Source organism: Enterococcus rotai (assembly GCF_001465345.1).
Classification (GTDB): Bacteria; Bacillota; Bacilli; order Lactobacillales; family Enterococcaceae; genus Enterococcus_L; species Enterococcus_L rotai.
The window spans coordinates 75135-98638 of record NZ_CP013655.1 but is presented as its reverse complement, the minus strand read 5'-3'; the positions used below and the strand labels follow the sequence as shown (position 1 = coordinate 98638).

General features: G+C 33.3%; 29 protein-coding genes and 1 other annotated feature. Of the genes, 28 read left to right on the top strand and 1 reads right to left on the bottom strand.

Features of this window, described 5'->3' with window-relative positions; translation table 11 throughout:
* Positions 1-37: 37 nt before the first annotated feature.
* The 3 genes from ATZ35_RS00460 (at position 38) to ATZ35_RS00450 (ending at position 1843) form a co-directional block, all read left to right on the top strand.
* On the top strand, positions 38-994 hold the full coding sequence (locus ATZ35_RS00460) for a DUF1002 domain-containing protein (RefSeq protein WP_208928369.1): 957 nt from the start codon (positions 38-40) through the stop codon (positions 992-994).
* A gap of 137 nt (positions 995-1131) precedes the next feature.
* Positions 1132-1551 (top strand): GNAT family N-acetyltransferase, encoded by a 420-nt coding sequence (locus ATZ35_RS00455; RefSeq protein WP_208928367.1) that lies wholly within the window; start codon positions 1132-1134, stop codon positions 1549-1551.
* Between the two features lie 31 nt (positions 1552-1582).
* Positions 1583-1843: an AbrB/MazE/SpoVT family DNA-binding domain-containing protein gene (locus ATZ35_RS00450; protein ID WP_208928365.1), complete on the top strand. Its 261-nt coding sequence runs from the start codon at positions 1583-1585 to the stop codon at positions 1841-1843.
* 50 nt (positions 1844-1893) lie between these two features.
* Here the strand turns inward: ATZ35_RS00450 and ATZ35_RS00445 are convergent, their stop codons facing one another.
* The gene (locus ATZ35_RS00445) at positions 1894-2166 is read right to left on the bottom strand and encodes a hypothetical protein (RefSeq protein WP_208928363.1); all 273 of its coding nucleotides are present in this window, start codon (positions 2164-2166) and stop codon (positions 1894-1896) included.
* Between the two features lie 946 nt (positions 2167-3112).
* Between ATZ35_RS00445 and ATZ35_RS00440 the strand changes: the two genes are divergently transcribed.
* From ATZ35_RS00440 to tig, 25 genes are all read left to right on the top strand, one after another.
* Positions 3113-3394 (top strand): TIGR04197 family type VII secretion effector, encoded by a 282-nt coding sequence (locus ATZ35_RS00440; RefSeq protein WP_208928361.1) that lies wholly within the window; start codon positions 3113-3115, stop codon positions 3392-3394.
* Entirely contained in the window at positions 3391-3765 is a 375-nt protein-coding gene (locus ATZ35_RS00435; RefSeq protein ID WP_208928359.1) for a DUF3958 family protein, read from the top strand. Before ATZ35_RS00440 ends, ATZ35_RS00435 begins: the two co-directional genes overlap by 4 nt.
* A complete protein-coding gene (locus tag ATZ35_RS00430; RefSeq protein ID WP_208928357.1) occupies positions 3755-5527 on the top strand; it encodes a polymorphic toxin-type HINT domain-containing protein in 1773 nt (590 codons plus the stop codon). Before ATZ35_RS00435 ends, ATZ35_RS00430 begins: the two co-directional genes overlap by 11 nt.
* Before the next feature lie 15 nt (positions 5528-5542).
* Positions 5543-5884: a hypothetical protein gene (locus ATZ35_RS00425; protein WP_208928355.1), complete on the top strand. Its 342-nt coding sequence runs from the start codon at positions 5543-5545 to the stop codon at positions 5882-5884.
* 116 nt (positions 5885-6000) lie between these two features.
* Positions 6001-6711, top strand: coding sequence for a barstar family protein (locus ATZ35_RS16740; RefSeq protein ID WP_244148190.1), 711 nt, complete (start codon positions 6001-6003; stop codon positions 6709-6711).
* Positions 6712-6909: 198 nt separating this feature from the next.
* Positions 6910-7821 carry a hypothetical protein gene (locus ATZ35_RS00415; RefSeq protein WP_208928353.1) on the top strand — a complete coding sequence of 304 codons (912 nt, stop codon included), beginning with the start codon at positions 6910-6912 and terminating at the stop codon, positions 7819-7821.
* 4 nt (positions 7822-7825) lie between these two features.
* Complete coding sequence (locus ATZ35_RS00410) at positions 7826-8275, top strand: hypothetical protein (RefSeq protein ID WP_206835618.1); 450 nt, start codon at positions 7826-7828, stop codon at positions 8273-8275.
* A gap of 412 nt (positions 8276-8687) precedes the next feature.
* Positions 8688-9221 (top strand): HNH/ENDO VII family nuclease, encoded by a 534-nt coding sequence (locus ATZ35_RS00405; RefSeq protein WP_208928351.1) that lies wholly within the window; start codon positions 8688-8690, stop codon positions 9219-9221.
* Between the two features lie 13 nt (positions 9222-9234).
* Entirely contained in the window at positions 9235-9708 is a 474-nt protein-coding gene (locus ATZ35_RS00400; protein ID WP_208928349.1) for an SMI1/KNR4 family protein, read from the top strand.
* A gap of 165 nt (positions 9709-9873) precedes the next feature.
* The gene (locus ATZ35_RS00395) at positions 9874-10560 is read left to right on the top strand and encodes a hypothetical protein (RefSeq protein WP_208928347.1); all 687 of its coding nucleotides are present in this window, start codon (positions 9874-9876) and stop codon (positions 10558-10560) included.
* 19 nt (positions 10561-10579) lie between these two features.
* Positions 10580-10939, top strand: coding sequence for a hypothetical protein (locus tag ATZ35_RS00390; protein WP_010769429.1), 360 nt, complete (start codon positions 10580-10582; stop codon positions 10937-10939).
* A gap of 19 nt (positions 10940-10958) precedes the next feature.
* Entirely contained in the window at positions 10959-11489 is a 531-nt protein-coding gene (locus ATZ35_RS00385; RefSeq protein WP_341843828.1) for an RNA 2'-phosphotransferase, read from the top strand.
* Between the two features lie 259 nt (positions 11490-11748).
* Complete coding sequence (locus ATZ35_RS00380) at positions 11749-12426, top strand: EndoU domain-containing protein (protein WP_244148189.1); 678 nt, start codon at positions 11749-11751, stop codon at positions 12424-12426.
* A gap of 25 nt (positions 12427-12451) precedes the next feature.
* Positions 12452-12763 (top strand): hypothetical protein, encoded by a 312-nt coding sequence (locus ATZ35_RS00375; protein ID WP_208928339.1) that lies wholly within the window; start codon positions 12452-12454, stop codon positions 12761-12763.
* Positions 12764-12981: 218 nt separating this feature from the next.
* Positions 12982-13237, top strand: a binding site (T-box leader).
* Positions 13238-13301: 64 nt separating this feature from the next.
* Positions 13302-14417: a 5-methyltetrahydropteroyltriglutamate--homocysteine S-methyltransferase gene (locus ATZ35_RS00370; RefSeq protein ID WP_208928337.1), complete on the top strand. Its 1116-nt coding sequence runs from the start codon at positions 13302-13304 to the stop codon at positions 14415-14417.
* A gap of 25 nt (positions 14418-14442) precedes the next feature.
* Positions 14443-14916, top strand: a complete 474-nt coding sequence (locus tag ATZ35_RS00365) for an S-ribosylhomocysteine lyase (protein WP_208928335.1) — start codon at positions 14443-14445, stop codon at positions 14914-14916.
* Positions 14917-14950: 34 nt separating this feature from the next.
* Positions 14951-15817, top strand: coding sequence for a MetQ/NlpA family ABC transporter substrate-binding protein (locus ATZ35_RS00360; RefSeq protein ID WP_208928332.1), 867 nt, complete (start codon positions 14951-14953; stop codon positions 15815-15817).
* Positions 15814-16518 (top strand): 5'-methylthioadenosine/adenosylhomocysteine nucleosidase, encoded by a 705-nt coding sequence (locus ATZ35_RS00355; RefSeq protein WP_208928330.1) that lies wholly within the window; start codon positions 15814-15816, stop codon positions 16516-16518. Before ATZ35_RS00360 ends, ATZ35_RS00355 begins: the two co-directional genes overlap by 4 nt.
* Positions 16519-16885: 367 nt before the next feature.
* Positions 16886-17617, top strand: coding sequence for a LytR/AlgR family response regulator transcription factor (locus ATZ35_RS00350; protein ID WP_208928328.1), 732 nt, complete (start codon positions 16886-16888; stop codon positions 17615-17617).
* A 310-nt stretch (positions 17618-17927) separates the two neighbouring features.
* Positions 17928-18878 (top strand): GHKL domain-containing protein, encoded by a 951-nt coding sequence (locus ATZ35_RS00345; protein WP_208928326.1) that lies wholly within the window; start codon positions 17928-17930, stop codon positions 18876-18878.
* A gap of 198 nt (positions 18879-19076) precedes the next feature.
* A complete protein-coding gene (locus tag ATZ35_RS00340) occupies positions 19077-19676 on the top strand; it encodes a CPBP family intramembrane glutamic endopeptidase (RefSeq protein WP_208928324.1) in 600 nt (199 codons plus the stop codon).
* Positions 19677-19692: 16 nt separating this feature from the next.
* Positions 19693-20154, top strand: a complete 462-nt coding sequence (locus ATZ35_RS00335; protein ID WP_208928322.1) for a hypothetical protein — start codon at positions 19693-19695, stop codon at positions 20152-20154.
* Positions 20155-20208: 54 nt separating this feature from the next.
* Positions 20209-21087 carry an ABC transporter ATP-binding protein gene (locus ATZ35_RS00330; protein ID WP_208928320.1) on the top strand — a complete coding sequence of 293 codons (879 nt, stop codon included), beginning with the start codon at positions 20209-20211 and terminating at the stop codon, positions 21085-21087.
* Positions 21088-21840 carry a hypothetical protein gene (locus tag ATZ35_RS00325; protein WP_208928318.1) on the top strand — a complete coding sequence of 251 codons (753 nt, stop codon included), beginning with the start codon at positions 21088-21090 and terminating at the stop codon, positions 21838-21840.
* 329 nt (positions 21841-22169) lie between these two features.
* Complete coding sequence (gene tig, locus ATZ35_RS00320) at positions 22170-23453, top strand: trigger factor (protein WP_208928316.1); 1284 nt, start codon at positions 22170-22172, stop codon at positions 23451-23453.
* Positions 23454-23504 lie beyond the last annotated feature (51 nt).

Below are 23504 nucleotides of genomic sequence, written 5' to 3'. Positions count from 1 at the left end.
GTATGAAACAAATAGAAGTTATTTTAGGAGGATTTTTATGAAACAAAAACAAAAAAAACTAGCAGTAGCGATGAGCTTACTTTTGATTTCAACAAGTATCTATAGTGGTACGACAGCATTTGCGACAGAGCAAAGCACAACAACAAGCTCAACGAATACTGAGACAAGCAGTAGCGTTGAAGAAAATCTACAAATCAATGCGGTTGCCTTAGGTAATGCACTGACCCAAGAGCAAAAGGATTTTACGTTAAAAGAATTAGGAATTAAAGGTGAAACACCTCAATACACAACAACTGGGAAAGATTTGATGAGCTTTATCCCTGATGGTGGCTTCACATCAGAATGGGCGGTGTATAGTTCTGTTCGGATGGAAACGCAGAAAAAAGGGGATGGAATCTCTGTAGATATCGCTACACCTAAAAATATCACGAAAATCACAGAAGCTCAGTATCAAAATGCAGCGTTAACTGCTGGGATAACAGATGCCAAATTAACTGTTGCATCCGCTGTGCCAATCGATGGTTCAGGCGCTTTAGCAGGTGTCTATAAGATTGTCGAAGAATCTGGTGGGATCATCAATCGAGACCGTGTAGGTGTTGCACAGGACGAAATGGACGTACTATCTAAGATCACAGAAGAAAATAAAGACAAAGATGGGTATTCCGATGAAGCCTTGAATGCAGCACAAGAACAAGCGAAAAAAGAATTGGCAGCAAAAACGGCTGATGGTAAAAATCTGACGCAAGCAGATATTCAAAAAACTGTTGAAAATGCCTTGCAAAGTCAAGGAATCAAAGATGTAATGTCATCAGATCAGGTGAAAGAATTAACGACTTTGATGAGTGATATGAAAGACAAAAATATTTTTGAAGATTTTGTTAATCAACTAGATTTGTCTAAAACGAAAGAGCAAATTCAGGAGAAATCTAAAGGACTTTGGGAGAATATTAAAGGCTTCTTTAGCGGACTTTGGGATTCGATTACTGGGAAATAAGATAAGCAAAGATTGATGGGTTAAAACTATTGAATAGTTTTGGCTCATTTTTTTGTAAGTGTGAATAATTAAGAAATGAAACATACTTTTTATTGTATAATCAATCTATAAAGCTGTATGAAAGAAGGTTATCAAGGATGATACGGAATGCAACATTAATGGATCTAGATTTATTAGCGATACATGATACTCACATACCTCAAGAGAGACTTCGCTTAGCTATTGAGGAAAATAGAATTCTGATTATTGAAGAAAATGAAATGATCGGTTGGCTTAGATTTAGTTTCTTTTGGGAGTCTATTCCATTTGTGGATATGTTGTTTATCTTGGAACCTTTTAGACGTAAACAATATGGGACAGATTTAATGCATTTTTTTGAGCGTGAAATGATCGTTCAAGGGTTTAAAGAACTTATGCTGTCAACTTCCAGTGAAGAGTATTCTCAGCATTTATATCTTAAATTGGGTTTTAAAACAGTTGGGGGATTTTTCCCGACAAATGAGCCTTATGAAATAATGATGGTAAAAAACTTGATTGGGAAAGTTGAAAAAAGCTAATTTTAATAAATAAAATCATGGAGAAACTAAAATGACTAAAAGAATAAGAAAATCTGAGCGAATAAGAAAGCATGGTGGTACATATATCATATCTTTGCCTAATGAAGTAATTCAAGCATTATCCTTAAATGAAAGTGATCAACTAGATTTTATTGTTCGTGATGGACAAGTCTCATTAGAAAAATCTTTAGTGATTAAATCGGAAAATCTATTAGGAACATTTTCATCTGATATAGATTTTTTTATGGATAAGCATGATCAAGTTTTTAAAAAAATGGCAGAGAATAAGTAATTATATAATTTAGGGGCTGATTTATAGAGCCCCTTTTATTGTATAAGTAATTATTTTGCATTTACTTCTTGAATTTTTGATACTTGTTTTGCAGCAATTAAGTTGAGGTTTTTAAACTCTGTATTAAAAGTTTGGAAAAGTTTTGAACAAGCATAATAATCTTTCACAACCTGTTTCTTATTAATCGGCGTATTTGGATTCGTAAAATACTTCTCCAAAACCGCCAACGGTTCTTGCCATGATTGTAACCGTTCAACTGTATCTCTAAGATCAATAATTTCCTGATAAGGAACAGCTTTAATACAAAGTGCAGAATTTTTCATAAGTAAGTTCTCCTTTTTATTGTTTATTTAAGCACCAATCAACAATTGAGAAAAAGAAAAAACGATAGAGATTGCCGCCTCTATCGTTGGGATGACTAACAGACTATAGCGCGTTTCTTAGCCCAATTTGAAGAAATTTCAAAAACTGTCTAGAAATTCTTACAAAAATTAGGTACAATAAAGAAGCTAGTGCTACGGTACTAGTAATCAGGCAACTTGGATAGATAGGTTACGCTGTCTATTCAGGGCTTCATTTACTGGGTGGTACTGGTAGGTGAAGTGCCTATTTATTTTGCTCTTTTTCTCAAATTTTATAAGATAGCAACAAAAAACGACTACAGTTACACCTGCAATCGTTGACAATAGGCATATCAAAAAACAATTATTTTTACTCGTTTGTACTTGGAAGGAGAAGATTTGCGGTCTTCTAGTAAACAAAAGAATGTAAAAATAAGAATTTGACGTACACTATTGGCGATTTGTTTAAGCAGGTTACGCTGTTCAATCAAAACTTCACTAGTTTGGTTGGTAGCCAGATCAGGAAGTGCCAATTATTTAGTTTTATCGTTAGGAGAAATTACATCTAATTCACTCATTTCGTGCTAAGTGAATGATTGCTATTCCTCTTGTTAATTATTTCTATCCTATGGCTATTAGTATACCGAAAAAAACAGCTGTTCGCAATGAAAAATCTTACATTTCATGATTAAATAACACCCAAAACCCTCTCTCTTATATATAAGGAAAAATAACAAAACTTTTTTTTCTAAACCCTCCGACTTTAACTTATGTTGAAACATCATTTCGCATTATTTGTTATATAATAAATCCTAAAAGAAATTCAAGTTGTTTAAAAAGTTTTTTTAATTACCTAAAAAGTTATTTATTTTTTAATTTCTGTTCGCTATAATTGTAATATAATCACAAAAATGAAGGGTGTGTATATATGGCAATTTCAAGTAACACAAGCATTGCAGCAGGAATTTCAGCTTCTTTTAGTCAATCAGCTAGTGCATTAAATAGTATCAATGCATCAACCGTTTCATCAGGAACTAACGTCTTGGGCAACGCAAATGCCAAACAAGCAATGAATAAATATGAGCAAGGACTAAAGCTGTTATCTTCTAGTGTTGTTTCTGCGGGGAATAATATTCATTCTGTTGCGAAAGAATTTGAAAAAGTTGATCAGAATATTGCTCAACTAACCAATTTGGGAGGTTTTCGATGAATGATATAGATTACGACCAAAAAAATTACCAGTTCCGCATGCGTATCGAACAATTACAAGAGGATCAACTAGGTATCAAGAAAGAACAACGCCAAGTAGAAGAACAACAAGAAGCTTTTTTCTACTTACAGCAAAAAGAGCAACAAGCGTATGAGTTTGTTTTGAACAGTTGTGAAGCAGAAGAACGAGCTTTTTATCAAGATCGTGGAGATGAAAGTCTTCATCTAGCTAAAAAAGCGCAACGAGAACTTGAAGAGCAACAAGTTGAGCTAGAAAAAGAATATCGATTGTTGTTAGATCAGGAAGAATCAGTAAGTGCAGAACAAACTTCTTTTGGGAAGCAAAAGGAGGGAGAGTCAAATGGGACTTAATTTTTATATCGGTGAAGTTCAAGCACAAGCTAATCAAGCTTCTCAAATGAATAATCAAGCAAGTCAAGCCATTGCTTCACTGCAAACGAGTATTCAGTCATTTTTATCAGCGCCTTTATCCAGTAAGGCGTACGATTCAGCTAAAAGCTATTTTATGGTGGCATACACACCGTTGTGTCAATCTGCTATAATGACAGGAGAAGCGCTAGAAAGCGCGAATAAACGCTTGCTTAGCGACTATCAAAGCATGGTTTGTGGCATTGATACGATCGAAGATGAAATTTTAGAACAAATCGCCCGTTTTGAAGAAGTAAAACGAGATGTTGAGCAACAGATGAGTACCGCCAAAACGATGCGCCCTGATTTAGAGCGGCGTTATATCAATGCGTGTGAGACTATTGAGAAGCGTCAAGAAAAATTGAGGAAGTTTCATGAATATAATACACATTCAGCAACTATTTTTTCTGATTTCGAAGCGAGTGAAGCAGAATTTAGTACTGGCTTGAATGAAGTAGCAAACTGCAAAGCATGGAATCCAGCAACGGGAACGTTTGATATGACTCGTTTAAATATGAGTTGGGCCAAACCAATCAATGAACGCTGGCAAGCTCGAGCAAAAGAGATAGAAAATCGAGCAAAAGCTAAGAGAGACAATTGGGAAAAACAAGTAAAAGCGGACGGCTTGAAATTACAAGGCGAATTGGATAAACGCAAGTATATGCTTGTTGATATTAATGGGACGAAAAGATGGATGTGGGTCATTGATCCAACTCGTATTACACAAGAAGACTTCCAAGTGAATGAAGCCTATGATTTATGGATCAAAAACCAAATCGAACTTTATGGCAGAGAGGCGGTTTTTGGCAAAGAAGAACCAGATTATTTAACGAAATTAGCGATTGAATTACGTGATGGGAAAAATTTTGATACAGGAAAACCCTTAACAGATCTTGAAAAAGCGCAACGCTGGGCAACTATTGCAAGTATGATTGCGGCGATGGGGATTGCGGGCTATTATGCGAAACATCCGTTGACTGCAGGACAAGTTACACCTAAGAGTAAGAAAGCCAGTGGGGCTAAGTGTTTTGTTTCAGGAACACTTATTTTAACAGAACAAGGACATAAACCAATTGAATCTATTCAAATAGGTGAAAAAGTTTTTGCAAAGCATGAAAACTCTAATATTCAGTCTTATGAAAAAGTTGTTCAATTATTTGTTAGTGACACTAGCGGACTTGTTCGAATTATTGTTGGTAATGAAATAATTGAAACCACTGAAGAGCATCCGTTCTATTTGCTAAACAAAGGATGGGTAAAGGCCAAAGAATTAACGTGTAATGACAATTTGATTGATAGTTTAGGAAATACATTGCCAATCACCGATATTCAAATTATCTGTCTTAATAAACCTATTAAGGTATATAATTTTGAAGTAGAGAATGCTCATACTTATTTTGTTTCTAATTTGAGTATATTAGTTCATAACATATGTGATGATGCTCTAAATAAATGGCATAAGGGGACTTTTGCTGACTCGGAAGCTTCTTTGACAAAGCATTTTGAGAAGCATGGAGCAGAAGTTAAAGCTAACTCTCTAGAGCAATATTTGAATAAAGCGGAAGATTTTAGTCGTAAACTAAAAGGAGCACGAACAAAAAAAATAGATTATCCTACACCTAATGTAGTAAGATATTACAAAAATGGGAAGTACATTGATATTCATAAGCCAACAGGAAAAATAATATCATTTGGAAAACAATAAAAGGAGAATAAAGTTATGTGGAAAAATTTATCTTTAAAAAATGTTTCAAAAATCGAGAGATGTGTTGGTGAATATAATATATGGATGGTAGGAATTCTTCCATATGGTAAAATGAAAGTGAAAATTTATGAAGATAATTCAGGCGCTTTCTCTGGTTATACAGATATTAATATAAAATTGAGGTCTGATGATAATTATCCAGAATCTGCTGTTGGTTTTGGTAAAACTCAGCAGGAAGCGTTGAGTGAAACGATAAAGAATTTTAATGAGCTTTTAGAAAGAGAATATCCAGAAGAACAGTTTCCAGAAGGCTTATCAGGAGATTATATTGAATATACAGAACCATCAGACTTCTAGCAACATAAAAATAAGGCACTTTACTATCTGATTAGTGTTGGATAGTAAATGCAATTGCTGAATAATTTTCATGATAGCTGTATAAGAGGTTTAAAGTATACAAAAGGAATTATTTTATGAATTTATCTGATAGAGTAAATCAAGTTTTGAAAGAAAGAAGAGAAATAAGTTTAAATTATGATTATGGAGTAGAAAATAGTTGGGAAAAATTGACAGCAATATTGTCAGAAAATGAAGTAAAGACAATAAATTATTTAATGGGCTGCTCAAAAGATAATGTTTATTGGACTAGTGAAGTTTTTGAAGATATATCTGAAAGACTACAGAGTAAAATATTTATCGAATGCTTGAGAGTGTTAGACCAAAAGTTTTCTGATTTGAATTTAACGTATCATATTGATTTTGCGGAAGATTGTATAAAATATGATAAGCTAACATCTAACACGATTATTGAATTATCAAAAGAAAAATTAGTTTTGTTAAGTAAAGAAATTAGAAAGGGAAATTGCTATACTATTGAGTTAGATGGTGAGCAGATACAAAGTAAAGAACAGTTTTTTCAAAGCATGAAAGAAAAATTCGATCTTTCGGACGTTTCAGGATGGGATTCGCTTACTGACTGGATGACGGATTTAAGCTGGATCGATAGCAATTGTTTTAAACTGGTTATATACAACTATTCCGAATTTCTAAAAGATGATCTGCCTGCAAAGGAACTATTTATTGAAACCTTTCGAGAGGATATTATATTATTTTGGGAAAAAGAGGTATTGGATACTGTAGTGGATGGTAAAACGAAGAGTTTCAACGTATACTTAATTGATTAGGAATAATAAAAAAATATTAACTCTCCTATGAGATTTCTTTGATGTTAGAGTGAACATTACGAAAATGAAAATGGTTTGTCACATCAATTAAGAGAGAGCTGACCTAAAATAATAAGTGCAGTGACATAAAAAGTATATTAGGCTACTGATAATTGGTAGCCTAATTTTTGTGAATTCATTTTTTATCATAATCAATGTATGGAAAACCGAGCCAAAGCCAAACGAGATAATTGGGAAAAACAAGTAAAAGCGGACGGCTTGAAATTACAAGGCGAATTGGATAAACGCAAGTATATGCTTGTTGATATTAATGGGACGAAAAGATGGATGTGGGTCATTGATCCAACACGTATCACGCAAGAAGACTTCCAAGTGAATGAAGCCTATGATTTATGGATCAAAAACCAAATCGAACTTTATGGCAGAGAGGCGGTTTTTGGCAAAGAAGAACCTGATTATTTGACGAAATTAGCGATTGAATTACGTGATGGGAAAAATTTTGATACAGGTAAGTCATTAACAGGTCTTGAAAAAGCGCAACGCTGGGCAACTGTTGCAAGTATGATTGCGGCGATGGGGATTGTGGGCTATTATGCGAAGCATCCGTTGACTGCAGGACAAGTTACGCCTAAGGGAACACCTGTTACTGGGAATAAGAATGGAAAAAATTACACTTTAGATAGGAGTAAAAGTAAGGGGAATAGTAGTTATAAGAAGGCCAACGGGACTGGAACTGAGATTGGAAAACACTCTGTAGAAACTTTAAATAGAGATCAAACTCGATTAGTAGTTGAAAATCTTTTGGAAAATGGAGAAATAAGTTTAAAAGATTTGCAAAATATGATTCCAGAAGGCACTCCAAACACATTTAAGCCTACAGACACTATGAAAAATGGTGGGAAATATGAATTCCAATTATCTGATGGTCAGAAAGTCATTATTAGATGGCATGAACCAGACCCTGTTGCAGCAGCCAAGTTTCCAGATTCAGCATCAGGTTCAAGATGGACTGCTCAAATTAAGATAGGAAATAAACAAGTAACTGTTGATGGATTATGGACGAAAAAGCAAAACTTAAATGAAGTTCATGTTCCAATTCAAGGGAGGTAATAGAATGGAAAAAGTTATGAAAAAAGAAGATTATTCTGAAATGCCATGGCTGTCTGCAGATAAATTATACTTATTATTTGAACAAGCTATCATGGACTTTAAAAATAAAAAATTAACCAAGAAAGAATTTTTTGATATTTTAGACGAATTGATGATGAGGCAAGGAGATACTTACGAAAATTTGAAAGAACCTTTGAGAAGTGAATTAGATGATGTTTTATGTAGCTTATGGAATACAGAAAATTATGATGATGTAGATATAATTACGTCACTACTAATAAATTTAGGATTGAAAAAGACTTATGATAAAATGAAAGAATCTATTGAAGATACTACAAATATATCTTCAGAAATACTTGAAGAAATAGAGGATGCCATTGAAGATGTTGGGGATAATATTGAAGACCCTTATAATGATTACATGAAGAAAACAACAGAACCAGATTCCAAATAATAAGGCACTTTACTATCTGATTAGCGTCAGATAGTAAAGCCTTGACTAGTAAGGGATAAACTCACTAATCAAGTTGCCAATAGCTAACAAAAGCTAGCAGTATCTATTTTATAAAACTTCAAAGGACTTTTCTAGTCTTTTTGAATGTTTCTTTAAAGTATAGTCAGCTAATTGTAGACTATTTAAACGGTATTAGTGAGTAAACAATCACTGATACCGTTTTTTATGTACAACTTCACGATTTATGGATAAAAAATCAGATAGAACTTTATGGCAGAGATGCAGTTTTAGGCAAAGAAGAACCTGATTATTTGACGAAATTAGCGATTGAATTACGTGATGGAAAAATTATGATACAGGGAAACCATTAACAGATCTTGAAAAGACGCAACGCTGGGCAACTGTTGCAAGTATGATTGCGGCGATGGGGATTGTGGGCTATTATGTGAAGCATCCGTTGACTGCAGGACAAGTTACACCTGAAAGAACGCCTATTACCGGGAATAAAGATGGGAAAAATTACACTTTAGATAGGAATAAGAGTAAGGGGAATAGTAGCTATAAAAAAGCTGATGGGAGTGATATTTCTAATAATTATTCACAAATTAGGGAATATTGGAAAAAGGATATTGACTTTAAAGGAACCAAAGTTTATCAAAGAGATGGTATAATTGATGTTAATAAAGTAGATGTTAAGGGGCGTTCTAATCTTCAAAGAATGGAACAGGGGTTAGCTCCTTTAGGTCCAGATGGTAACCCAATAAACTTACATCATATGACACAAAGAGATATAAGTTCTATTGCAGAGGTGGAACAATCTTTCCATCAGAGCAACTCAAAAACAATTCATATCAATCCTAATTCAGTCCCATCTGGAATAGATAGGAAATCTTTTAATAAATGGCGTTCCGACTATTGGAAAAACAGAGCAAAAGATTTTAAATAAAGGAGATTTTGTAATGAGCACTGAGAAGTATAATCAAGCAAAAAAAATAATTGTAGAAAATGATGACTTAGTAGACGATTTTGGAGGAGCATCAGAAGAAATTATAAAAAAAGCTCAATTGGTTCTTGGTATACAATTTTCTGAAGACTATAAACTTTTTTTATCTTGTTTTGGAGCTTTAACTTTTGGTTCTATAGAAATTTACGGAGTGTTTAGAGAAGACTTTGAAAATTCTGGTGTTCCAGACGCTGTTTGGGCTACTTTAAACGAACGGAAATTGGTAAACATGCCAAAACATCTAGTTATTATATATAATAGTGGAATGGGAGAAATGTACTGTATGAACTATAAAGATTTGAATAGTAACAACGAACCTAAAATTACATCTTATTTTCCTGGTTTTTCTGAAGATGCACAAAAAAATGAAGTTTTATATGATAGTTTTGGGGAATTTCTTTTAGATATGGTAAATGAAGAAATAAACTAATTTTGAAATAAAATGGCGCTTTACTAGTAAGAATGTTCTCGCTGATTAAGTTATTATTAGCTAACGAAGGGTGGTTGTGAGAAACTCATCAAGAAAATGTGAAGTATTAAAAGCGGTATTAGTGAGTAAAAAATCACTAATGCCGTTTTTTTAGAGCTTTATATAATGGCTCAAGAAGACTTCCTAATAAATGAAGCGTATGATTTATGGATCAAAAATCAGATCGAACTTTATGGCAGAGAGGCGTTTTTTGGCAAAGAAGAACCAGATTATTTAACGAAATTAGCGATTGAATTACGTGATGGGAAAAATTTTGATACAGGTAAGTCATTAACAGATCTTGAAAAAACACAACGTTGGGCAACTGTTGCAAGTATGATTGCGGCGATGGGGATTGCGGGCTATTATGCGAAACATCCGTTGACTGCAGGGCAAGTTACGCCTAAGAGTAAGAAAGCCAGCGGACTTGGAAAGAATATTGAAAATGTTAACCCTTCGGAAATTAGGTTCAGTCAAACTTCTGTAAATGGTTCTGATGAAATTATTGCTAGTGTGAAAGCAAATGGTTGGAAAGGTGACCCAATTGATGTTGTGAGAATGCCTGATGGTAGTTTGACGACTCTTGATAACACAAGGGTTGCAGCAGCTAGAGAGGTTGGAATAGACGTTCAAGCCAATGTTAGAAGCTTTGATACACCTTTACCTGATCAAGCCACAATAGATAGATTTACGACAAAAAAAGGAGTTCCAAAAACATGGGGAGAAGCTATAGAGTTACGAGTTGGAAAACAGAAAGCTGATTTTAGAAATAACAATCCAATGGGGTCGTTTGATTTAGAAAAAATGAAATAGAAAGAATGTGCTTATAGTTATGAAAAAATTTTATATTGAAGAAGACGTATTTATATACCCTGAAGCCTATAACAAATTAATTGAATTAAACTTGGTAGATTTTGATGTGTGGTATTTAATTGAGTCAGGTCAAGCAACTAGAAGGTACCATGATTTGAAAGAAAGGTATCCTAATAGAAAGTTAATACCCTTTGCAAGAAGAGACGATAATGATGATATAGCTTGTTTTGAGATTGGAAAAGAAAATAGAGTTCAATTAATTCATGATTTTACTACAGAAGGTTTTGAACAAAGAGGTGAATTTGAGGATTTATGGGAATGGGTAGAATCTGCTGTTAAAACAATGGTCGAATATAATCGGGAGGAAGAAATTGTCTAAGGGGATAAACTATACAAAATTGAGTAAAGAAGTTTCTTATGCATTACGTCATGCTCCATGGGAATATGAGTTAGAACTAGATAAAAATGGTTGGGTGCCAATTGACCAATTATTACAAGCCATTCATCAGTCTGATGAATGGCAAAATGTAGAACTCGATGATTTAAAAATAATGATTGAGAAATCAGAAAAAAAGAGACATGAGATTAAAGAGAATAGTATTCGAGCATTGTATGGACACTCTATTCCAATGAAAATAGTAAAAGAAGAAGCTATTCCTCCTAAATTCCTTTATCATGGGACTGCACATGATTTTTTATCTGAAATTGAAAAAAATGGTTTATCTCCTATGTCTCGACAATATGTTCATTTATCCGAAGATATAGAGACAGCTATTTTAGTAGGGAAAAGAAAAGAGAAGAATCCGATTATTTTAGTGATTAACACAGAAAATGCTAGAGCGAAAGGGATAAAGTTCTATTTGGGAAATGAAAAAGTTTGGCTAGCAGATAGTATTCCCTCAGAATTTCTTGAATTATTAAAAAAGTAAAGCTATTTTTTTAATTCTGTTTTTAGATGATTAAAATAATGAAAAAAACTCCATGCTATTTTGCTAGATTCTAAGGGTGAAGTAGAGAAGGTTTGAAAGAACAAATTCAAATGCTAAAGTAAACGGTGGGCATGTTATGCTGAAAAGGTTAGAGGGATAAGCGAAGGTACTAGCTATTTTGTGAGTTCCTCGGGCACTATCAAAAACACATGCCCAATAAAGAAAGTCAATAGCGACGTTAGGAGAGCCTAGCGGTCTATTGACTTTCTTTATAGTGTTTTACGGATTAGAAGAGTTATTTTTCTCATTTTCTTTCTGTTTCCTTGAACTACTTGATGGAAAAAATTATGATACGTGTAAACTATTAACAGATCTTGAAAAAGCGCAACGCTGGGCAAATGTTGCAAGTATGATTCCGGCGATGGGGATTGCGGGCTATTATGCGAAGCATCCGTTGACTGCAGGGCAAGTTACGCCTAAGAGTAAGAAAGCCAGTGGGGCTAAGGTACCTAAAGTTGAAATTCCTGAACAAAGTTTGAAGCATGCAGATGTTGGAGATTTTACTATAAATCCTTCTACAGGAAAAGTGTCTAAAATGAAAGGTGGCGGGCATGGTCAATCTAATATTGATTTCTTAAAAGAAAATGGGTTTGAAGTGAATATTGAAAAAACTTACCCTAATGGTGTTAGAACTGGAAATGTACCACATCATAAGACACCATCTAAACGTACTGGAATAGGCCAATCATGGTTTCCTGAAAATTGGACAAGTAAAGATATAGAGACTGCAGGACAACATATTGCTAGCCAACCAAACTTTGCAAGTGCTAAAAATGGTGAAGTTATTTTTGGAGACTATAATGGTGTACGAGTTGGTGTAATAAAAACAGATGGAAAAATTGGAACCATTTTTCCAGATGGTACAAAACAACCATAAATAATTATTTAGTTGGGAGAAAAATATGAATATATCTAATCAAATTAAAGAAAATTTAGAGGAACGAAGAAGTATAAATGATGAAGATGATTTTGGACTTGAAAAAAGTTGGGTAAATTTGACTAATATTTTATCAATAAGTGAAGATGAAACTATCAATTATTTGAAGAACTGTTCTAAAGAAGATGCATTATTAATTAGTTCGGTTTTTGATGATGTTTCTGAAAAATTACAAAGTGGAAAATTTATTTCTTGTTTAAGAGAACTTGATAAAAAGTATCCTGATTTGAAATTAACATTTTTTATTGATGATGCTGAAAGTTATATTGAAAACTAAATAGTAAAGCCCTGGCTAGTAAGCATGAACTTACTAATCAAGTTTCCAATAGCTAACAAAAAAATATGAGAATAACTAACCCATCAAGCGATTAATATTCTCATATCTTTTTTAGTTGACTGCATTCATCTTAAAATTAGAATATTTATTTTTGTAATATTCAATTTATCCATTTGACACCCACCACCTCATCTGCTATCATAATGAAAAATAAATAAAAAAACACGTAGAAAAAGAAAGTAAAATTCTGTGGAATTTCTAAAAGAGAGCCTTGGTAGCTGAAAAGAGGTGGAAGAAAACGAATTTGAAAATGGCTTTTGAGTGGGCATTTCGAGAAATGATTTTAGAGATGCACGGTTGTTCCCGTTACCAAGAATCCTAATATCAAGTGTATGCGGCGTATTAGAGTAGAGGCAAAAATCTCTGATTTTTGTAAATTAAGGTGGTACCATGTAAGTTTATTACATCCTTAGAAGAGTCTTTGACTTTTCTAGGGATTTTTTTGTTTTCTATTTAAAAAATGAGGGGGAATTTAGTTATGTGTCAACATTCAGTACAGCGGTATGAAATCGTAGGGAGTTTTTTACGTCCTGAATCGTTGAAAAAGGCGCGGGAAGAGTTTGCGTCTGGCGGGATTTCAGGAGATGAATTAAAAGTAGTTGAGGATCAGGCGATACGGGATTTAGTTGCAAAACAAAAAGAAATCGGGTTGAACGTTATCAGTGATGGAGAATTTCGTCGTAGTTACTGGCATCTTGATTTTTTCTGGGGATTTAAAGGAATCGAGCATAATGTGATGGATCAAGGGTATTTATTTCACGGAGAAGAAACACGAGCAGATTCCGCACGACTAACAGGAAAAATAAGCTTCAATCCAGAACATCCAGTGTTTGAGGAGTACGAATTTTTAACAGAAATTGCTGATGGGACACCTGTTCGCCAAAGTATTCCAGCGCCAGCCCAGTTATTAGCGGAATTGGTTCGCAGTTCAAATGAAGAAAAGGTCAATGAATTTTATCCAGATCGGGAACGACTCTATCAAGATATTGCTAAGGCATATCGGGAAACGATTCTAGCTTTATATGACTTAGGTTGTCGAGATATTAAGTTGGACGATTGCACTTGGGGTATGTTAGTGGACAAGAATTTTTGGACGACGATGACCAATGGTGAATATGATACCCAAGCGTTGCAAGAGTTATATTTGCGTTTAAATAATGATGCAATCGTTGATCTACCTGAAGATTTACATGTAACAACACATGTTTGCCGGGGGAATTACCATTCAACTTGGGCAACATCTGGTGGTTATGAGCCTGTTGCAGATACGTTGTTAGGCAATCAAAATGTCGAGGCCTTTTTCTTAGAGTTTGACGATGAGCGTTCAGGAGATTTTGAGCCATTGCGTTTTGTTCCAGAAGATAAACAAGTGGTTTTAGGCTTAGTTACAAGTAAAGACGGTAAATTAGAAGAGAAGGAAACCTTAGTGAAGCGAATTAAAGAAGCAAGTAAATTTGTCCCATTGGAGCGTTTAAGTTTAAGTCCTCAATGTGGGTTTGCGTCGACAGAAGAAGGTAACATTTTGACGGAGGAAGATCAGTGGAAAAAACTATCGTTAGTGATTGATGTGGCAAATGAGGTTTGGGGCAACTAAATAATTTATTGAAAGGATGAGTTTCATGGCAGAGGTGGAAAGTTTTACATTAGATCATAATAAAGTGATTGCGCCATATGTACGAGTAATTACAACAGAGGTTGGGAAAAAAGGAGACGAAATTACGAATTACGATTTACGTTTTGCTCAACCAAATCAGGCAGAAATTCCGACGGCAGCGATTCATACGTTAGAGCATTTACTAGCTGATTTATTGCGTGATCGTTTGGCAGGGATTATCGACATTTCTCCTTTTGGCTGTCGTACAGGGTTTCATTTAATTGTTTGGGGCAACTATCCAACCAAAGAAGTTGGGCAAGCATTAAAAAACACATTGGCTCAAATCGTAGCAGAAATTCAATGGTCTGACGTTCAAGGGACGGATGCAAAAAGTTGTGGGAATTATAAAGATCATTCTCTTTTTTCAGCAAAAGAATGGGCTCAATTAGTATTAGATCAAGGAATCAGTATCTCAGCATTTGAGCGAGAAATAATCTAGGGTGAATCATAGTAAGGACTTGAAGGAGGCTGTTATGAAAAAGTGGATTGGATTTAGTATTTTAGCGGCTTTATTTTTGGTGACAGGTTGTAATAGTCAAAATAAAAAAGAGACAACCAAAGAGAAGGATCAAACGACAAAAATCATTTTAGGATCAGTAGACAGTGATGCTGATATTTGGCGCTTTATTGCAGAGTCAGATTTAGCTAAGAAAGCTGGTTTAACGATAGAAGTTAAAGAAATCAACGGTGGTCCTCAACTAAATAATGCAACGGTTGAAGAACAGGTAGATGTAAATGCTTTTCAATCGTTAGGCTATTTAAACAGTTTTAATCAAGACAGCGATCAAAAATTAGTACCAATCGCAACAACTTATATGGAGCCAATGGGCATTTATTCAGATAAATACAAATCTGTTACAGATATCAAAAACGGGGCTATCGTTGCAATCGCAGATAATCCAGCGAATACGGCACGTGGATTACGATTGATGGAAACAGCTGGTTTGATCAAATTAGCCAAGGATTTTGATAATGGAACAGGCACGCCATCGGATATCATTGAAAATCCTAAACAATTAGAGTTTAAAATGATTGATGATACAACAGGCCCAAGGGTGTTGCAAGATGTTGATCTAGCACTGATTAGTAATACAATTGCGTTTGAAGGTGGTTTGAATGTGTTGAAGGATGCTTTGTTTAAAGAAGAAATCGATGAAAATACTCAGCAAAGTATCAATGTTTTAGTCACAAAAGAAGAGCGCCAACAGGATCAAACGTTAAAAAAACTAGCAGCACTTTATCATAGTCAAGCAGTCACAGACTACATCCAAGAGCATTTTGGTGGTACGAAAGTTGATGTTCAAGAAGAGATTGGGAAGTTGTGGGAGGCAGAGAAATGAAAATCGTCATAGCAGCAGCGATGGAAGAAGAATTAGAACCATTTCGTGGTTCCTATCGATTACAATCAATTGTCAAACGTGGTAAAACTGTGATCGAGGAAGTTTTAGATCAGCCAAGTTATTCTTTGTTTTTAGTAGAAACGGGGATTGGCAAAGCCAATGCATCAGCTTCAGCAAGTTTGCTTTGTGAAACAATTCAACCAGATGTGATCATTAATACAGGATCGGCAGGTGGATTTTTAGGTGAGGTTGAAATTGGCGATGTTGTATACGGAACCAAACTTACCTATAGTGATGTGGATGCAACAGGCTTTGAGTATAAGCTTGGACAAGTACCGCAAATGCCAAGTGATTACGTATTAAATCAAAAATGGGTGGAAATTTTTGATTCTCTAGAAAAACCTAAAGGGTATAGTTTACACAAGGGCTTGATTGTAACTGCTGATTCTTTTATGAGTGAGCCGAGCTTTGTGACAAAGGTTAAGGAAGCTTTTCCAAAAGCGAGAGCCTCTGATATGGAAAGTACTGCCATCGCACAGATTGCTAATTTTTATGATATTCCCGTCGTAAATATTCGCGGAATTTCCGACATTGCAGGAATTAAAGCGGCCGAGTCTTTTGACAATCATTTAGATACCGCTGCGCTTCATGCTTTTCAAGAAACAAACCGTTTAATTCAGCTATTGGTGAAAGAGAATTAATCGATTAAAAAGATGTTTGAGCTTTAACTAGCTGAACATCTTTTTTGTTGCCGATGTAAGAAAGCTGTACGAATGATTTGTGCAAGGCAAAGGTAAAGAATTTAACGATTTAAAATGAAATGGCTATATTTTTGAGTATATTAATCTGTCGCCTATTCTGCAAATTGGCAGGTTTTTTTATCATATAAAGGGATACAGAGCCGAATAAATACTAATCACACCCATATGATCTAGTAAAAATGTACGGGGAATTCTCAGTATATATGTTTATCGGACAAAAACATTTAGAAAATATAAAAATTAATATGGTATACTATTGTAGTCTTTAAGTTTGTTTTTAATTTATTGTAAAAGGAGCTTAATAATTATGATAAAGGTTGCTCTTTGTGATGATGACAGAATGCAAGCAACATATTTAGAAGAAAATTTATTGAACATAATTAGCAAACATACAGAACTTAATATAGATATAGATATTTTTGAATCAGGTGAATCCTTGCTTAAAAATATTATTGCACAAGGAGACTATCAGATTCTGTTTTTAGATATTGAAATGCCAGGACGTAATGGAATAGAAATTGCCAAAGAAATACGTAAGTTAAGCAGAAAAGGATTAATTGTATATGTTACTAGTTACGATTTTTATACGTTACAAAGTTTTGAAGTTACACCGTTTAGATACCTTTTAAAACCTGTAGAGAGTGAGGTTATTGAGCAAGTGTTTTTAGCTGCTATAGATGATATTTTTATGAATCATTCGTATCTTTTTTTTAAATATAAAAATTCGCAGTATCAGGTTGATACAGAAGAGATTCTGTGTTTGTGTTCTGAAAACGGAAGACAGATTAATGTGAAATTATCTTATGAACCCGATAGTGTTCTATATTATGGCAAAATAAAAGATCTAGAAAAGCAGTTGAATCCATTAATTTTTGTGAAAATAAATAGAGGTGTATTAGTCAATTTTAAATATGTAAAAATTATTCATAAGGATGAAGTTCACATGATCAACGGGGAGCGATTTACAATTAGTCGAAGTCGAAGAAAAAAGGTGAAAGAAAGCTATAGGCAATTTGTAGAAAGGACTATGGGAATATGATCGTTACTTTACTGATGGGAATTATTCTTATTTTAATAGGGTTGCAGAGCATTTCTACTTCTATTTACTTATTGAATTTTCTCACTTGTAGAATGAAATCTAACCTATTTTTTGTTGTTAATTTTTTATTATTTCTCTTAACTAAGGTAAACATTACAGTTGGAAATGTACTGTATGAGTCTAAGTATTTATTGTTTCTAGTAATTTTATTGGAGATACTTTTATTGTTTAAAGGGAAATTTGCAAAAAAAATATTTCACTATATATATATATATCTTTTATTATTTTACTTCAAAATGACATTCTGAGCATGTACGTAGATAAATATGGAGTGTTAAATAATGAGACATCATTTTCATTTCTATTTCTGTTTCTCTTAATTATAGTTGTTACTGTGATAATAGTTACTTCTCTAAATTATTTTAAGGCAGAGAATCAGTTAGAATTAGTCGGCAATGATTACATACTGCTTTCAATTACGCCATTTGCTTCAATTATTCTGCTTCTTTTTCCATTTGAGACTTCTTTAATAAGTAGAGTTGTATTTAGCACAATGATACTAACTATTAATTTGAGTATAATATTTATTTATAATAAGTTATCTGAAAGAAAGTATGATTATTTGAAAGAGTTCTCAACAGGCATTGAAAGTCAGCGATATAAAGAGCACTCAGAAGAGTATGAAGAGATTCAATTGATAAAACATGATCTTAAAAATTTACTTATTAGCGTGGATTACTTATTATCTGAAGAAAAAATTGATTTAGCGAGAGAAAAGTTAGAGGAGATATTATCTTTTTCCAATCATTTTTATGAAAGATTAACAGGTTGCTGGGTGATTGATTCACTGTTGAATTTAAAGGTTAATCAGATGAAACAGGAACATATCCATTATAAAATGGAGTTGCAGATACCATCTGATATTAAAATCGATGACATAACATTACCCCTATTTTCTATATTGGGTAACATTCTAGACAATGCTATAGAGGAATATAAAAATCTTGATGTAGATGGATTGATAGAAATTTATTTGAAATATCATGAAGAAAAATTAATTATAAAGGTTGTAAACACTTCCCGAGAAAAAAAGATGGATTTCACTAAAAAAATTATTCAATCAGAGAAAAAAAGAGGAAGACTAGGCCTTGGAATTAATAGCATTAAAGAACATTGCGAAAAGCTTAAAGGGTACCATAACTTTTCGTATTTAGAGGGGAAATTTAGTGTATTAGTTATTATTCCTGTTACTAATTCGTAAGTGATTATCATTTGCTTAGACTAAAATTTAGAAAAAACTGTAGATAAAGTTTGAAAAACTTTACTCTACAGTTTTTTTGTAGATATAGAAAACGGTTTGTTTAATACATTAAAGTATACAGAATAGAACATACCTGGATAAAATATCTCTGGTTTTTGTTAGGATTTAGCTAACAGATTAAAGATGGGAGTGGATAATATGGAAAAAGAAATTAGATTGAATCCTTTGATTTTTTGTTTCTTGTTATCAGTCTTAAGCCTATTATTGCTGTTAATTTTAATTTTAGCCTGTAGTATTCTACCTTTTAATGTAGGAATTTTAACTTATCTAACTCTGCCTACTTTTATTGCGTTATTTTTGGTACCCAAACTTATTGAATTATTTTACAAAAGAAAAATTGAAATAGTGAAACAAAAAAAATATACGGTTAGACCAATCTTTTCAATTGGAATATTTTTATTGTTACTAACGTGTTATTGGTTTTTTCTTCAAGATAAATTTGAAAATGGTGATGATTTTTTATTATTAGTATTCCATTATTTGATTGTTAGCTTAGGAGAAGAATACATGTATAGAGATTTGATGCTCAATTCGTTAAGATCATCCTATAGTGTTTATGTAAGTGTAATCCTTAGTTCGATTTTATTTGCTTTTATTGGTCATTTAAATGAAAGTATTATGATCAATTTAGTTGTTAGATTTCCCCTAGGACTTATTTTAGGATGGATTGCAAGTAAGACAAATAGCATCACTTATCCAATTATAATACATACTCTCTATAATTTGATTGTTAGTTAAAAAGGAGGAGTCAATTATGAAAAAACGTATATGTATATTGATAGTATTACTCTTGTTATTTGCGGGTGATTTAATCTGGTTTGTTAAAAACATTGAGAATCATAATGTTTTCACAGTGTTGATAACTTTATGCGTTGTTCCTTCAGTACTGATTGGAACATCTATTGCGATAACCATCAATATGTTAAATATAAGGAGAAATTTAAAATTTTTATGTTGTAGTGTTATTTCGTTGGTTTATTCTGCGCTGTTCTATTTTTTTATCAACTCACATTTAACAGCAGATGTAGCTAAGAATATAGTAGAAAATACAAAAAAGCTAGCGGCTAATTCTAAAAATATTTCTATTACAAATATATCTATAGATAATGATTCTTCATCGAGTATTTTAAATTTTCTTATTGTTTTTGCAGTATCAGTAATTGTAACAATCATTTTTGAATCTAGGAGGAAAAATAAGGAACGGTTGAAGAGCTAATAAAAGCTAAAGGCTATTTTTATGAATTATACCATTCAGTAACGGAGGTTTAATATGAATACTTTGTTAGAAGTAAATCATCTGGAGAAAAGCTATGATGGGACAACAATACTACATGATCTTTCATTTAAAATTCAGAAAGGTGAAATAGTCGGTTTGATTGGCAAAAATGGTTCTGGAAAAACGACATTAATGAAAGCAATTTTAGGGTTGATTACTGTAGATTCTGGTGAGATTTATTATCAGAAAAAAGGGAACTATACTGAAGAAAAAGAAATAATGAATGAGATTGGTTATCTGCTTGATTGTGAATTATTTGAGTACATGAATGCCTATGACAATTTATTTATTCAAGAGAAATATAAAAACAGTGAGAAGAATAAAGATGAGATAACAAAACTGATTATAGAGAGTTTAGATTTTGTTGGCTTAGAAAATAATAAGAAAAAAGTGAAAGGTTATTCTTTTGGAATGAAGCAGCGTTTGGGATTAGCACTAGCATTAATGGGAACACCCAAACTTTTGATTTTGGATGAACCGTTTGTTGGTTTAGATCCAGTTGGGGTTGAAAAATTCAAACAATTTATTTATGAGCTTAATCAAAATAAAAATGTCACTGTTCTTATTTCTTCTCATCAATTGTCTGAAATAGAACAGATGTGTGATCGCTATTTGTTTATTTCAGATAAAAATGTAGTAGAAGTTAATCCCCAATTTAAAAACCAAGTTACTATAGTAATTAGTAAGGAAACCGCTGTACTAAAAACTAATTTAATAAATAATGTTGAATTAGAGGGGAAAACGATTAAATTTAGCTATGACATAATATTAATCAATCAAATTTTGTCTTTAATATATGAAAATGGTCTTTCGATAGAGAGTATTCAAATAGGTGATAATTATATTGAAAAACTTTTTAGGGAGGGGTTGTAAATGCTGAGTTTGTTAGAGGTAGAAATTTTTAAACTGAATAAAAAGGGAATTACACTCTTTATTATTATTTTTAACTGTTTATCACTTGTATATGCTCTGGGACTAAAATTTAATTGGTCGTTTATCTCGATTACAGGAACATTTGACTTGATAAAATTTGTTGGTGCAATGTGGCAGTTACTTTTAATGATTGGTATTCCTACAGCTCTCTTAACGTTTATTGGGGCATCCTTAATCGGGACAGAAATTGCAGAAGGGCAAATAGTATTAGAAATAACTAGAGTAGCCGATGTTTCTAAATTATTGACAGCTAAATTTATTTCATTGGCCATTATGATTGTCTTCTATTTTTTGTCTAATATTAGTTTATCTTCACTCTTTTACTTACTATTGGTAAAAGATACTAAGTACGCAACCAATAGATTAATCATTTTTGATAATGATGCAAAAGAGATGATTATAACTTGTATTGCAGGAATGCTGTTTGTTATACTTTTGGTTTTTATTTCAATGGCTGTTTCGGTAAACAAAAGTGCGATATTTTCAATGGTTATTTCGTTACTAGTAATGATATTTTTTACGTTTCTGTCACATATTGAAGCAATTGCTAAGTGGTTACCAGGGTATCTTTCTTTGAGTAAAGAAGTATCGATTAATATTATTACGGTTTTATATCATATTTTTCTGTTCGGAGTTTTATTTTGTGGATTGATTTACTTTGCAATTAAAAGGTTTCGAATGAAAGATTTCTAGTTTTGAAAAAATCTTTTATCAAGTTTGTAAACTCTCATGCACCTGAAAAATAGAGTGGTAGCTGAGTGAACCTATCTGAAAAATTTGGGACATCGTTTAAAACAAAATGGAGTCTACTCCTATTATTGTGAAATATGCCCCTATGTAAATCGATTTTATAGAAATGAATAGTAAAAAAAGACTCTTTTAAACTCTCAGGGTCATAAATTCCTTTTTATTTTCCCTTCTTCTCACCTAAAATGTTTACATTTATCCAGTGATAGTGTACTATTTAAAGGTATGCATAACATAAATTCATGTATAAAATTAAGTTATTCGGAGGGAAACAAATGTCTGCGAAATTTGAAAAAAAAGGCACCAATGATGGTGTGTTAACTTTTTCAGTTGATCAAACTCTAATTGAAAAAGGCTTGAAACAAGCGTTTGATAAAGTTAAAAAAAATCTTAACGTACCTGGATTCCGTAAAGGGAAAGTGTCACGTCAAGTATTTAACCGTATGTACGGCGAAGAAGCATTGTATGAAGATGCTTTGAACGCAGTATTACCAGAAGTATACGAAGCAGCTGTGAAAGAAGCTGGAATCGATCCTGTATCTCAACCTAAAATTGATGTTGAAAGCATGAACAAAGGTGAGGATTGGGTTGTAACTGCTGAAGTGACTGTAAAACCTGAAGTTAAATTAGGCGAATACAAAAACTTAACAGTTGAAAAACAAGACCGTGAAGTAACAGACGAAGACTTAGATGCACGCATCCAACGTGAATTAGATGCACAAGCTGAATTAGTAATCAAAGAAGACGAAGCAGCTGTTGAAGGCGACACTGTCGTAATCGATTTTGAAGGATTTAAAGATGGCGAAGCTTTTGAAGGTGGAAAAGGCGAAAACTATTCTCTTGAATTAGGTTCTAACTCTTTCATCCCAGGCTTTGAAGAGCAATTAGTTGGCAAAAAAGCTGGCGAAGAAGTTGAAGTAAAAGTAACATTCCCAGAAGATTACCAAGCAGAAGATTTAGCTGGTAAAGAAGCTGTTTTCCAAGTGAAAGTTCACGAAGTGAAAGCAAAAGAATTACCAACATTGGATGATGAATTTGCGAAAGACGTTGACGATTCAGTAGAATCATTAGACGAATTAAAAGAAAAATACCGTAAAGAATTAACAGAATCTAAAGAAGCTGCTGCAACAGAAGCAAAAGACGAAGCTGCTATCCGTCAAGCTGTTGATAATGCTGAAATCGTTGACCTTCCACATGTAATGGTGCATGACGAAGTTCACCGTTCAATGGATGAATTCTTAAACAACATGCAACGTCAAGGGATCGCTCCAGATATGTACTATCAATTAACTGGAACAACTGAAGCTGACTTGCACAAACAATTTGAAGCAGAAGCAGAAGTTCGTACGAAAACAAACCTTGTGATCGAAGCGATCGCTAAAGCAGAAGATATCGAAGTATCTCAAGAAGATATGGACAAAGAAATCAACGAATTAGCAGAACAATACAATATGCCGATCGATCAAGTGAAAAAAGTCTTAACAGAAGACATGTTAAAACACGACATCCGCATGAAACGTGCAGTAGAAGTGATTACTGAAACTGCAACTGAAAAATAAAAAGCAATTTTAAAAGACATTCCTGAGTAATTGGGAATGTCTTTTTTACTA

What these genes read in the sequence shown, in the direction of transcription:
- ATZ35_RS00460 (WP_208928369.1), top strand. Translation starts at nt 38, where the DNA reads ATGAAACAAAAACAAAAAAAACTAGCAGTAGCGATGAGCTTACTTTTG.
- ATZ35_RS00455 (WP_208928367.1), top strand. Translation starts at nt 1,132, where the DNA reads ATGATACGGAATGCAACATTAATGGATCTAGATTTATTAGCGATACAT.
- ATZ35_RS00450 (WP_208928365.1), top strand. Translation starts at nt 1,583, where the DNA reads ATGACTAAAAGAATAAGAAAATCTGAGCGAATAAGAAAGCATGGTGGT.
- ATZ35_RS00445 (WP_208928363.1), bottom strand. Translation starts at nt 2,166, where the DNA reads ATGAAAAATTCTGCACTTTGTATTAAAGCTGTTCCTTATCAGGAAATT.
- ATZ35_RS00440 (WP_208928361.1), top strand. Translation starts at nt 3,113, where the DNA reads ATGGCAATTTCAAGTAACACAAGCATTGCAGCAGGAATTTCAGCTTCT.
- ATZ35_RS00435 (WP_208928359.1), top strand. Translation starts at nt 3,391, where the DNA reads ATGAATGATATAGATTACGACCAAAAAAATTACCAGTTCCGCATGCGT.
- ATZ35_RS00430 (WP_208928357.1), top strand. Translation starts at nt 3,755, where the DNA reads ATGGGACTTAATTTTTATATCGGTGAAGTTCAAGCACAAGCTAATCAA.
- ATZ35_RS00425 (WP_208928355.1), top strand. Translation starts at nt 5,543, where the DNA reads ATGTGGAAAAATTTATCTTTAAAAAATGTTTCAAAAATCGAGAGATGT.
- ATZ35_RS16740 (WP_244148190.1), top strand. Translation starts at nt 6,001, where the DNA reads ATGAATTTATCTGATAGAGTAAATCAAGTTTTGAAAGAAAGAAGAGAA.
- ATZ35_RS00415 (WP_208928353.1), top strand. Translation starts at nt 6,910, where the DNA reads ATGGAAAACCGAGCCAAAGCCAAACGAGATAATTGGGAAAAACAAGTA.
- ATZ35_RS00410 (WP_206835618.1), top strand. Translation starts at nt 7,826, where the DNA reads ATGGAAAAAGTTATGAAAAAAGAAGATTATTCTGAAATGCCATGGCTG.
- ATZ35_RS00405 (WP_208928351.1), top strand. Translation starts at nt 8,688, where the DNA reads ATGATTGCGGCGATGGGGATTGTGGGCTATTATGTGAAGCATCCGTTG.
- ATZ35_RS00400 (WP_208928349.1), top strand. Translation starts at nt 9,235, where the DNA reads ATGAGCACTGAGAAGTATAATCAAGCAAAAAAAATAATTGTAGAAAAT.
- ATZ35_RS00395 (WP_208928347.1), top strand. Translation starts at nt 9,874, where the DNA reads ATGGCTCAAGAAGACTTCCTAATAAATGAAGCGTATGATTTATGGATC.
- ATZ35_RS00390 (WP_010769429.1), top strand. Translation starts at nt 10,580, where the DNA reads ATGAAAAAATTTTATATTGAAGAAGACGTATTTATATACCCTGAAGCC.
- ATZ35_RS00375 (WP_208928339.1), top strand. Translation starts at nt 12,452, where the DNA reads ATGAATATATCTAATCAAATTAAAGAAAATTTAGAGGAACGAAGAAGT.
- ATZ35_RS00370 (WP_208928337.1), top strand. Translation starts at nt 13,302, where the DNA reads ATGTGTCAACATTCAGTACAGCGGTATGAAATCGTAGGGAGTTTTTTA.
- ATZ35_RS00365 (WP_208928335.1), top strand. Translation starts at nt 14,443, where the DNA reads ATGGCAGAGGTGGAAAGTTTTACATTAGATCATAATAAAGTGATTGCG.
- ATZ35_RS00360 (WP_208928332.1), top strand. Translation starts at nt 14,951, where the DNA reads ATGAAAAAGTGGATTGGATTTAGTATTTTAGCGGCTTTATTTTTGGTG.
- ATZ35_RS00355 (WP_208928330.1), top strand. Translation starts at nt 15,814, where the DNA reads ATGAAAATCGTCATAGCAGCAGCGATGGAAGAAGAATTAGAACCATTT.
- ATZ35_RS00350 (WP_208928328.1), top strand. Translation starts at nt 16,886, where the DNA reads ATGATAAAGGTTGCTCTTTGTGATGATGACAGAATGCAAGCAACATAT.
- ATZ35_RS00345 (WP_208928326.1), top strand. Translation starts at nt 17,928, where the DNA reads ATGTACGTAGATAAATATGGAGTGTTAAATAATGAGACATCATTTTCA.
- ATZ35_RS00340 (WP_208928324.1), top strand. Translation starts at nt 19,077, where the DNA reads ATGGAAAAAGAAATTAGATTGAATCCTTTGATTTTTTGTTTCTTGTTA.
- ATZ35_RS00335 (WP_208928322.1), top strand. Translation starts at nt 19,693, where the DNA reads ATGAAAAAACGTATATGTATATTGATAGTATTACTCTTGTTATTTGCG.
- ATZ35_RS00330 (WP_208928320.1), top strand. Translation starts at nt 20,209, where the DNA reads ATGAATACTTTGTTAGAAGTAAATCATCTGGAGAAAAGCTATGATGGG.
- ATZ35_RS00325 (WP_208928318.1), top strand. Translation starts at nt 21,088, where the DNA reads ATGCTGAGTTTGTTAGAGGTAGAAATTTTTAAACTGAATAAAAAGGGA.
- tig (WP_208928316.1), top strand. Translation starts at nt 22,170, where the DNA reads ATGTCTGCGAAATTTGAAAAAAAAGGCACCAATGATGGTGTGTTAACT.